This is a genomic window from Streptomyces deserti, assembly GCF_054782695.1.
In genome coordinates, this window is sequence record NZ_BAAGRZ010000067.1 from 1 (window position 1) to 10498 (window position 10498).

At 65.3% G+C, this 10498-nt stretch carries 9 protein-coding genes and 4 pseudogenes; 7 read left to right on the plus strand and 6 right to left on the minus strand.

The features are described from left to right. Positions 1-764: 764 nt before the first annotated feature. Positions 765-1520, plus strand: a complete 756-nt coding sequence (locus ACYVMZ_RS38705) for a hypothetical protein (protein WP_461087922.1) — start codon at positions 765-767, stop codon at positions 1518-1520. Between the two features lie 84 nt (positions 1521-1604). Here the strand turns inward: ACYVMZ_RS38705 and ACYVMZ_RS38710 are convergent. Beyond that, positions 1605-2385, minus strand: a pseudogene (locus ACYVMZ_RS38710) (IS256 family transposase); the annotation flags it as partial. Beyond that, a pseudogene (locus tag ACYVMZ_RS38715) lies at positions 2382-2540 on the minus strand (transposase family protein); the annotation flags it as partial. The pseudogenes ACYVMZ_RS38715 and ACYVMZ_RS38710, both read right to left, overlap by 4 nt. Positions 2541-2816: 276 nt before the next feature. Between ACYVMZ_RS38715 and ACYVMZ_RS38720 the strand changes: the two are divergent. Then, positions 2817-3692, plus strand: coding sequence for a hypothetical protein (locus tag ACYVMZ_RS38720; protein ID WP_461087924.1), 876 nt, complete (start codon positions 2817-2819; stop codon positions 3690-3692). Between the two features lie 931 nt (positions 3693-4623). Further along, positions 4624-4953, plus strand: a pseudogene (locus ACYVMZ_RS38725) (integrase core domain-containing protein); the annotation flags it as partial. A 169-nt stretch (positions 4954-5122) separates the two neighbouring features. On the opposite strand, the gene ACYVMZ_RS38730 reads toward ACYVMZ_RS38725, so the two are convergent. Next, positions 5123-5506 (minus strand): winged helix-turn-helix transcriptional regulator, encoded by a 384-nt coding sequence (locus ACYVMZ_RS38730; protein WP_461087926.1) that lies wholly within the window; start codon positions 5504-5506, stop codon positions 5123-5125. A 101-nt stretch (positions 5507-5607) separates the two neighbouring features. Here ACYVMZ_RS38730 and ACYVMZ_RS38735 point away from each other — a divergent pair, with 101 nt between their 5' ends. Beyond that, a complete protein-coding gene (locus ACYVMZ_RS38735) occupies positions 5608-6009 on the plus strand; it encodes a RidA family protein (protein WP_461087928.1) in 402 nt (133 codons plus the stop codon). Positions 6010-6071: 62 nt separating this feature from the next. Here the strand turns inward: ACYVMZ_RS38735 and ACYVMZ_RS38740 are convergent, their stop codons facing one another. Next, complete coding sequence (locus ACYVMZ_RS38740) at positions 6072-6281, minus strand: hypothetical protein (RefSeq protein ID WP_461087930.1); 210 nt, start codon at positions 6279-6281, stop codon at positions 6072-6074. A gap of 533 nt (positions 6282-6814) precedes the next feature. On the opposite strand from ACYVMZ_RS38740, the pseudogene mobF reads away from it, so the two are divergent. From mobF to ACYVMZ_RS38755, 3 genes and pseudogenes are all read left to right on the plus strand, one after another. After that, a pseudogene (gene mobF, locus ACYVMZ_RS38745) lies at positions 6815-7606 on the plus strand (MobF family relaxase); the annotation flags it as partial. After that, positions 7536-8555 carry a hypothetical protein gene (locus ACYVMZ_RS38750; protein ID WP_461087932.1) on the plus strand — a complete coding sequence of 340 codons (1020 nt, stop codon included), beginning with the start codon at positions 7536-7538 and terminating at the stop codon, positions 8553-8555. The pseudogene mobF and the gene ACYVMZ_RS38750, both read left to right, overlap by 71 nt. 174 nt (positions 8556-8729) lie before the next feature. After that, positions 8730-9695: an SDR family NAD(P)-dependent oxidoreductase gene (locus ACYVMZ_RS38755; RefSeq protein ID WP_461087934.1), complete on the plus strand. Its 966-nt coding sequence runs from the start codon at positions 8730-8732 to the stop codon at positions 9693-9695. A gap of 261 nt (positions 9696-9956) precedes the next feature. Here the strand turns inward: ACYVMZ_RS38755 and ACYVMZ_RS38760 are convergent, their stop codons facing one another. Next, positions 9957-10289 (minus strand): hypothetical protein, encoded by a 333-nt coding sequence (locus tag ACYVMZ_RS38760; RefSeq protein ID WP_461087936.1) that lies wholly within the window; start codon positions 10287-10289, stop codon positions 9957-9959. Between the two features lie 37 nt (positions 10290-10326). After that, on the minus strand, positions 10327-10498 hold a 172-nt coding region (locus ACYVMZ_RS38765; RefSeq protein ID WP_461087938.1), incomplete at its 5' end, for a transposase.

A 10498-nucleotide genomic window follows, 5' to 3' on the forward strand; every position in this document is an offset into this window, starting at 1 on the left:
TGGCGAGGAAGCGCAGGGCTGAGGTGGACAGATCGGCGCCAGCTGGGTAGACAAGCACGCGGAAGCTCCTGGCAGGACGGCTTGGACTCGACACCCAGCCGTCTACCAGGAGCTTCTCTACATCTGCGCACCGCCCGCATACTCAACGGCCGTGCTCAGCAGACAGGTTGGAAAACGCTCACTGGCTCGACCATGCTGGAGGCGCTGGGCGCCGGGGCGATTACCGCAGTGGCGGCGGCGGACCTGTTGGCCGGTCTGCATGCCGGGCCGACCCCAACCTGACTGCCCGCGAGATCGGCTTGCTGGGCGAGGCAGTCTCGTTGCTCGGTTACCGTCGCAGCTGCGCCGTGGGTGCGTGCCCAGAAGCGGGCAGCCCGCCTGCGGTGCGTGCCCGTTCGTACGGGACGATCAGGGCATGCGCGATGGTGATGGGCTGTTCACTGTCGAGCCGGTCCAATCGCCCAAGCAGGGGCAGCCGACGGTGAAGTGCGTGTTTTCAATCCCGCCTGTGGCTCGATATTCCGACTCCATACGATCGGCCCGCTCAGCGTGCGATGAGCAGTCCTTCGCCACGCAGTGTCCAGCACCGGCGTCGATTCACCCGTTCGGAGTAATTCGATATGCCTCGGTGCCTACGCGCTGACCTACTGGGAGACAGAGGGCATGGGCAGTGACAGGCAATGGGCCCCGCCTTCTCCACAGCACTGCTCGTTCGGCCGTGGAATGTGAACTCGGGGCTGTTCGTCGTTCCAGGGAGGATCACCATGCAGCGTGAGCAGTCGTCTGCCACCCCGCAGCCAGCGGCCGTAACCGATCTTGAGGTGCGTTTCCGCAGTATCGCGGTGAGCGAGATCCACGATCCTGGCAGCAACGCCGAGGCGGAGTTCACCTTCAAGGTCAACGGGCAGACCCAGACGTTCCGGGACAACGATCTCGGCATCGGAAAAACCCCGATCAACCGCAGGTTCGCGGTGCGGATTCCAGCGACATCAGCACTCAACATCGCGGTCAGCGGCACGGAGCATGACGTCACCAGTGGCGACGACACCCTTCCAGGCTTCACTCGCAGTTTCAGCGCGGCTCAGGGCTTTGGCATAGGCTCCCACTCGGTGCGGGCGACCAACGAGCACATGACCTACCTGATGGATTTCGAGATCCGCCTCCTGCTCGGTCTGTTCACGACACTGACCGGTACGGCGACCCTGACCACTGAAACCCTTAGTTACTGGGGGATGACCACGGCGACGGGCACGCAAAGAACTTTGGAGCTCGTACCAATGGCACGAGCTCCGATGACGACGACCGCGATCCGTTTATGTCCATCGCATTCCGATGGTCGACAGCTGCTCCACGCGATCTGGCGACAGCGTCGCGGCCCTGGAGCGTGGTTACCGATCCATGCCCCGAGTCGGATCTGCCGTTTCTCCTGGTCCTGGCCGCTGTCGTCGTTCCCCTTGCCGCAAATCACGATCCGCTCGACATGGTGCCTGGGCACGCGTAGGTGTCCCTCGCGTTCGTAGTACTGCGGACGGCGGCGTAGTTCGTGGCCCACTTGTCCGCCTGCGTGCGGCGCGGCTTGAGTCATGTCCCTTATCGTGGTGTAGTCACTGGCCGAGCTGGTTCGGTTCGGGCGGGGGAAGCTGCCGGTCGTCCTCGGTGGGGTTGGCGGTGAACAGTTCGGCCATGGAGCCTTCGGAGAGGTAGCGACGGTCGAATACCTGCCACTCGTCGTGGAGTTGGGCCAGGACCGCGGCTGCGAGCCGGTCCAGGGCCGCAGGGTTGGGAAAGACCTGCACGACGTCGGCCCTGCGTTTGATCTCCCGGTTCAGCCGCTCAAGCGGGTTGGGCGACCAGATCTTCTTCCAGTGGGCCAGCGGGAAGTCCGCGAAAGCGGCGATGTCCGTCGCAGCGTCCACCAGCATTGCCTTGACCTGCGGGAGCTGCCGTCCGAGCATGTCGGCAACCACGTCCAGCTGGGTGCGCACGGCCTTGGCGGTGGTCTGCGCGAAGATGGTGCGGATGGTGGCGGCGACCATCTCCGCGGAACCCTTCTCGATCACGCTGAAGACGTCCCGCACGAAGTGAACCCGGAACCTTGCCAGGCGGCGCCGAGGAAGACGGTGCGGATCGCGGCCACCAGCCCGCTGTGGCTGTCGGAAATGACCAGCTCGACGTTGTCCAGGCCGCGGGCCCGTAAGGACCGCAGGAACTTCGTCCAGAACGGCTTGGACTCGCTGTCGCCGACCATCAGGCCGAGGATCTCGCGGTGGCCGGTGGCAGAAATGCCGGTGGCGATGACCACGGCCTGGGACACGATCCGGTGGCATCGAGGAAGACGCAGGGGAAGACGGTGTTGTCCAGGGGCCGTTCCTTGAGCTTCTTCAGCGGTGCTTCTCCAGGGTGAGGATGCCTTGGCGATTGACGTCAGGCGGTCGGGGCTGCAGCGGGCGCGGCGGAAGATCCGCCAGGACTTGAGTCGGGGCGAAGGCCCGCTCGACCAGGCTGCGGAGCCGGGCGTGCGCGCGGTTGACCGACTTCTGGAATCGCCGCCGCCGTCCTCATCTTGGAGCGGCAGCGCTGAAAGGCACATTGATCTCTGGAAAACAAAGAATCTCGCCTACAAGCGAGGAAACACGTCAATTTGTTAGCCGTTGTAACTGGTGGCACGTGAACCCGGACGACACGAGCCGTCCAAGATCCCTTGCGTCCGGCGTACGCCTGCCATCCATGTGGAGTAGGCAGATGAGCCGGGGCCCCCAAATTACTCTACAGTCGGAATGGAGGACCTGAATTCAGGCGCTTGAAAGGTGATCGCAATGCGCGAAACTGGCCATGAAGCAGGCGCGAAGAGGACAGTCAACAGCAAAAAAGATGAAGCAAGAGATGCCGAACTTCGCGCCGCCATAAATACACTGGAGGAAGAGAAGAGGAAGCTTTCCCGCAGGCGGGACAAGGAAATCACTTTTGGGCTTACAGGGATTCTCGCAGGCGCACTGATCTTGACCCTTGCCGCCTACTACGGACTACGGACTCCATATGAAAGCCCGCTTACGGCAATCGGCATATCCTATGGAATCATCGGTGCGGCGCTTGGGGTTATATTCATCTCCAGGCAGGCCACCGTCATCGCAAAACAGGATGTCGAACACAAGCTCGATCTTTTGGCTGTCGTGCACCAGGAACCCCCAATAAGGGCATACGCGTCCTTCAGGCGACACCAGTTGGAGCTGAGGAGATACTACAATCAAACGCTTACTCACGGTAAGATCATCTTTTTCGTGGGAATCATTTGCCTAGCTGGCGGTTTCGCCATCGTGGCAATAACGCTCCACCTGCTAACCAATAGCAGAAATGCGACAGCTCAGATCCTCATTGGAAGTGTTGGCGCGGTGGGTGGCCTCCTGAGTAACTTCATCGCTGCGCTATATCTTCGCATGTTCACCACCACTACCCAATCTGTTGCCACCCAACTTGAACAGCTTACGACCACGCACCGACTGCACTTTGCTAACTTCCTTGTCTCGAAGGTTGAGAATAAGTCACTCAGGGAAGAGGCCTTGAGTGACATGTCAAAGATGTTGACCGGGCCGCTGGATCGAGATCAATTCCTCCAGACGCTGCCTGCCGTTTCTGTTGGCATTGAGCCTCCGCCTCAAGCAGGGGACGGTCAAGCTCCATCAAGTAATCAATAAGCTTCTTCAGAGTGGCCACTGATCGGGTGACCGGCGGCGGGGCGTAACAGGCAAGGCCCTCGGACTGTTGAGCGAGATGTCTCACGTGACCAGCGGCAGGATCACCCAGCTCGGCCGCGACTTCGCCCGCCAGCAGCGGCTGCACCTCGTCGACCGCCGCGAACCCTGGACCTGCTCGTGCATCCCGCCCAGGCGTGGCGCCTGGTGGGTCACCGCTCCCCCATGGTCGCGGTGTGCTCCCGTACGGGACCATCACCACGACGTCCGCCTTGTGGACCGGGCGGCCCCTTCCGTTGAGCACCTACAGCTACGGGGTACCGGGCCAGGTCGTGCGCCAGGGCGAAGACCTCGGACGATGGGTCAAGAGAACATCCCGATATGTCAAAAGACTCGCGTTTTGGCCGCCTACAGCACTGTCTCCACGTCCCTCGCCCAGCGAAGTGATCGCCGGCTGGGCGAGCTTGTGGAAGCCGCCGTGCCGCTTGGCTCCGGTATCGGAGGGACGTCTGCGCTGCTGGAGGTTGACGGGAAGCCAGTCTTCGTGAAGCGTGTGCCACTCACGGATATGGAGCGGCTGCCGGAGCATGCACGGTCCACGGCCAACGTGTTCGGGATTCCCACCTTCTGCCAGTACGGCGTCGGCGGTGGGCCTGGTTTCGGGGCGTGGCGGGAGCTCGCCGTTCACACCATGACGACGAACTGGGTGCTAGAAGGGCAGTGCCAAGGGTTCCCGATGATGTACCACTGGCGCGTATTGCCGGACAGGTGCGCGCTTCCCGAGGAACTCGCGGAAGTGGAGCGGGTCGTGGCCTATTGGGGCGGCAGTTCGGAGGTACGCCGTCGTATCGAAGCCCTTCAGCAGTCCACTGCGAGCCTCGCGCTGTTCTTGGGCCGGCACCGTCTACGTCGCGTTCTGCGCTACTGCGGCGAGCGGTGCAACTCGGACGCGGGCAGCCAGTACACCTCGGTCGCCTTCACCGAGCGCCTGGCACAGGCCGGCATCGCCCCCTCGATCGGCAGCGTCACCGATGCGTACGACAACGCCCTCGCCGAGTCCACCATCGGTCTGTTCAAGACCGAGCTGATCACCCGCTGCGGGCCGTCGAAGACCTTCACGGCCGTCGAGTTCGCCACCGCCGAGTGGATCGACTGGTACAACCACCGCCGACTCCACGGCGCTCTCGGCCACATATCACCAGCCGAGTACGAAACCGCCTACCATCACCAGCACACCCGCGCCAACGAACCCGTCAGCGCGTGACATCCCAGCTCTCTACCGAACCCGGACCGGTTCACATGTCTGTTTCTGAACCTTGTGGCACCGGATGGCTCGGTATCCCGATCAGGCGAAACGCGGACCACGTTGGTGCCACCAACGTGAGATCGACCAAGGAATTGCGCAACGGCGCGAGGGTGTCGCTGCGTGCCCGTCAGGCGTCGAAACGGCCGCGTGCACTCTCGATGTGACTGAGGTGCTGGTGGGTCCAGCCGCATATGGCGTCGACCGCGGTGCGCAGGGCCCGGCCCGGCTCGGTGAGGGTGTACTCGACTCGCGGCGGCACTGTGGGGTGCACCTTCCGGTCGACCAGACCATTGCGCTCCAGCATGCGCAGGTTCTGAGTGAGCATCTTGTGGCTGACGCCCTCGACCTCGTTCCGCAGCTCGCTGAAGCGCAGGGTGCGCTCGCCGAGCGCCTCGATGATCAGGAGCGCCCACTTGTTGGCAACGTCCGAGAAGATCTCCCGCGCCAGGGAGTCTGCGCGCCGTAGGTCAGCGTCCTCGGGCAGGCCCTTGAGTAGTTGTTTGGTCACCATCAGGTTCCTCAGTCACCGAAAAGTGCGTTCTTCCAGGCCAGCCGTCACTCTCCTACAGTTTCCGAGTAACTACAAGAGAGCAATCCGGAAGGGCGAGCACCGTGGCCACCAATGATGTCTTCAACTACAACGTGCCGGCCGAGAGCGACTTCGGCTACTCACAGGCGATCAAGTCCAGCGAGTTGATCCACGTCTCTGGACAGCTCTCGTTCGATGAGGCAGGCGAGTTCCTCTACGCGGGCGACTTCGCCGCCCAGCTCAAGCAGACCTACGCCAACATGGACAAGGTGCTGGACCACTACGGCGCCACCCGGAACCAGGTCGTCTCGCAGACCCTGTACGTGGTGAACCTGCGGCAGAATGCCGCGGCGACGGCGGAGGGTAACCTGGGGTACTTCGGCGACCACCGACCGGCCAGCACGGTAGTGGGCATCACTGAACTAACCTTGCCCGGCCAGGTCATCGAAATCAGCTTCGTCATCGACACGAAACTGCCCGCTTGAGGTCTTCTCCTCGCATGCTCTCCCGCCAGCCGCACGGCCACGTCGCCGAAGTCGACCTCCGCCTACATGCCGGGCGGATGGGTCTGCGGGATGAACGCCTCAATGGGTGCCTTGCCCGCCTCCACCGCGATCTTGAGGCTTCCGGTCGGCGACATAGCGCCTGACCAACGGATAGGACATGTCGGCGCATGTTCCTCGATCAGCCGGTGGAAGATCTGGGTGACCGTGTGCCGCTGCTTGCGCGGCGCGTCCAGGTCCGCCCGCAGGATCACGTCGATCCGCCTTGTACCCGGCAGGGCGCCTCGGGCAGGGGCCCGCGAGGATCGAGTGGGTGCCGACGCGACGCCAAAGAGTCGGTGACATGGTGCAGGGGGCGGCGTCTGCGGTCGTTCGGTGGGGGAGCGGTACGTGGGTGTTCGCTCCCTGGCGGTGGAGTCGGCTGGTGTCGGTTGTTGGGGTGCGTGAGGTGTAGTCAGTCGTCTGTCGCGCAGCATTTGCATGGCCCTCTGTAGGGGCCGTGAGTGCGAAAGACGGTGTTCGTCCGGCGGGCTCGATGTCGTCGCCGGCGCCCGCCGTGCGGGATCGGCCGTGAAGTTCCAGTGAACTCGCCCGTCCCACGGGATTGCGCTTTTCCGCAGGTCTAAGTGGGTGTCCCCTGTGGGGATGATCAGTGTTGCGAAGGTGCAGAGGCGTAACGCCTGGCGGTACTGCGTGCGGGGGGTTGCCTTCGGGGACGGGCGCCGTCCGGTCCGCCAGCCGTTGAAGGACGCCCAGGAGATGGCCGGGCTCCCACCCGGGGGTGTGGATGGGGCGCGGCCTGCCCGCGCTCGGGCTCACCGCGGGGGAGACGGTGACGCAGCGGCAGATGGAGCTGGTCTTCGGGATGGGCTGGCATCCGGACGCCGACCGGATCGAGCGCGAGCGCCTGGACGCCGGAGACACCCTGGCTGAGGCACGGCTGGCGACCGTCCTGGGGCAGCCGGTCGAAGAGATCGAGAAGCGCGAGCAGACCTCGCTGTTCGCCGTCGACTTCGTCTTCCGGGCGTCGGCGTCCCTGATCGTGCTGTGGGCGCTGGGAGACGACCACACCCGGCGAGTCATTGAGCGGGCGCACGAGCGGGCCGTCGCCACCGTGCTGCGCTGACTGGAGGATGAGGTCGCGGAAACCCGGTGGGCGTCGGGCCGCAAGCGTGCAAAGGCACCGGCCCTGGTGGTCGCGCGGTGGCGGCACTTCGACAACCGTGACGGCTTCCCCCTGCTCCACGATCACCGCCTGATTTTCAACCGGGTGCGGCGCCCGGACGGCTCCTGGTACGCGCTGGACACGGTCCGCCTCTACCAGAACGTCGTCGCGGCCGGGACGCTCTACACCCTGACGATGAGGATGCAGGTGTGTGAGGAGCTGGGGCTTGCGACCGTGCCCCGGGAGGTGACGCCGGGCCTGCGCCCCGTGATGGAGATAGCCGGGGTCGACCAGGAGCTGATCGACTGGTCCTCCACCCGCCGCCAGAGGATCGAGGATGCGCTTGAGGGCATCACCGACCAGTACGTCCAGGACCACGGGCGGCTGCCCGACGAGCGCGCTCGCCATGGGCTCGGCTGGTGGGCGGCGCAGGACACCCGCCCCGGAAAAGAAGACCCCGCGCCCCCTTCAGCAGCTGCGCGCGTGGTGGCGCGCGTCCGCGATCCTGCGCTTCGGGCAGCGGATAGTCGATGGGCTGCTGGAGAGGTGCCGGACGGCCGGGAGGCGATCCGGGCCCGGGTTGGGCCCGCTGGTGGACACCGCGCTCGCCTCCGTCGACGTCGCCGCGGTCGTCTACACCGTGCGCCGTACTTTTGCGCGCCGTCACGTCCTGGCCGAAGCCCGGCGGCACCTTTTGGAGACGCTGCGCGGCCGTGCGTTCGCGCCCGACCTGGACGACTACATCGCCGATAAGGCCCTGGCCCGCCACGGCCGTCAGCTCACCGTGCCTCGGGAAAGCCGGCGGACCCCGGCGCCGGACCAGCTCACCTACACCGCCGAAGTCGCCTGGCCCGCCCGCTGGTGGATCGCCGGCACCGACGGCAAGCCGCCCCGGGAGTCGAGCCGGTACGAGCCGGCCCGGGTCGCCAGCCTCGCCCTGCAGAACGCGATCCGCGCCGCCCGCACCGCAGCTGCTCCCGTGCCGGACGGTGCCCCGTCCGCGACCGTGCCGTCCGCCGCGCACACCGACGACCACGACCCGGCGGCGTCGGCGCCCCACGCCGTCGACCACCCGGGCCGGGACGCCGTCCTCACCCCGGAGCAGCGGACCGCCGCCGTCCACGCCCACCAGCAGGTCGCGATGCCGGAGCTGCTGGAGGGCCGCACGACCGATCCGGCGACGTGGATGCACTCGCCGGAGAACCTCGCCCGCCTCGCCGGCTTCAAGCGCGAGGCCGACGCCCGCCGCCGCGCCACCGCAGACCGGCCACAGTCTGAGCAGCCGGCCGACGTGGCCACTCCCACCAGCCAGCAGCACCAGAACCCCGGACCCGCGCAGGGGAGAGGACCGGCACAGCAGTGACAGGGGTGGTTTGTAGGTGGGAGTGGGCAATGTTTGTCGACGGTTTTGGGCAGCACTTCGCGATTGCTGGGTCCGAAAATGTCGATGAAAGTAGCAACACTCGAGTGTTTTCGTACCTTGCTCAGGATGGGTCAGGGTTGACTTTGAGCGCGCTCTAATCCGTAGGTTCGATCTATGACCACTCAACAGCACAAGATCGGTTCAGGGTTCGGAGCCCGAACCAATACGGCTGATGTTCTACGGGGCATCGACCTGTCCGGACAGCTCGCGGTCGTCACTGGGGGATACTCAGGCCTCGGTCTGGAGACCACGCGGGCACTCGCCGGCGCGGGGGCGCGCGTGGTCGTTCCCGCGCGACGGCGCTCGACTGCTCAGAAGGCGGTTGACGGGATCGACGGCGTGGAGGTAGATGAACTCGATCTGACGGACCTGGAGAGTGTGAAGTCCTTCGCCGAGCGGTTCCTCGATTCCGATCGCAGCATCGACTTGGTCATCAACAACGCCGGGATCATGGCCTGCCCGGCAACGCGTGTCGGCCCCGGTTGGGAGGCACAGTTCGCCACCAATCACCTCGGTCACTACGCGCTCGTGAACCGGCTCTGGCCGGCGATCGAGCGCGGAGGTGCGCGTGTGGTGTCGGTTTCCTCCAACGGACACCAGCTCTCAGCCATCCGCTGGGACGACGTGCATTTCGAGCACGGCTATGACAAGTGGCAGGCATACGGGCAGGCAAAGATGGCTAATGCCTTGTTCGCAGTGCAGCTGGACGTGCTGGGCCGGGACGCCGGAGTGCGGGCCTTCTCGGTGCACCCAGGCACCATCGCCACGGCGCTGGGCCGCCACATGTCCCAGGACGAGTTGGCGGAGCTGAAGACGACGATCGACGCCAGTCCGACGAACAGTGGCTGGAAGACACCCGAGCAGGGTGCAGCGACGCAGGTATGGGCAGCGACCTCCCCGCAGTTGGAGGGCATGGGCGGTGTGTACTGCGAGGACTGCGACATCGCCGAGCCTGCCGCGCCGGGCACCGTGCTGGGCAGTGGAGTGAGTGCCTGGGCAACTGATCCCGAGCAGGCCGCACGCCTGTGGCAGTTCTCGGCCGACCTCACAGGAGTCGATGCGTTCGCGGGGACGACGTGAGCGAGCGCCGGCCCCGTTCGGGACTCTTGTCAGCAACGGGTCGAGTGTGGATGGGGCTTTCCCCGGTGCCGTGATGGTGGCCGGCTCTCGGACCGCGTCAAGGTCGTTCGTCCTCGGCTTCGCCTGCGGGCGCTTCCACCTCGACGTGGTCCTGCGGCCGGCGAGTTCGGTACCTATCGGGGGAAAGCCCCCAGAGTGGTCGGCCCTGTCCCCGCGCTCCAACAGAAGCGCGGGGACAGGGCCTTTTCGTGACGGGGCCGGTCAGGTGTGGTCGACGAACCAGGCGGTACAGGTGCTCTGGCTGGCGTCGTGGGGCCTCATGCAGGCCCGCACCGCGTACGACTTGCTGTTCTGCTGCAGCCTGACCGTCGGGGACTCAAGGTAGTTCCACGAGGCATTCCACCAAGTGGCCTCGAAGGGTCCGCACTGCTTCCAGCCGCCGTTGGCCCGGACTGACGCGTCGGAGGGATGCCCCGGCGTGCTGCCCATCGTGAACAGGCCGAGACTTCGGTCGATCCAGACCTTGTCGTACCGCTCGACATCGCCCTCGATTGCGGCCTTGGCGTAGGCGTCGGTGGCCTTGGCGGTGCACAAGGTAGCCGTCCGGCCGTCGGACGACTTAGACGTCGTCTCATTTGGTGAGTCTGCGGTAGCAGATGAGGCTGCAGGCGATAGCGGTGAAGGCCAGGAAGTGTTCGGTCTTGCGTTCGTAGCGGCGGTGCAGGCGTCGGCAGCCGCCCAGCCAGGACATGGTGCGCTCGATCGTCCAACGGTGCCGGCCGAGCCGGGTGGAGGACTCGATG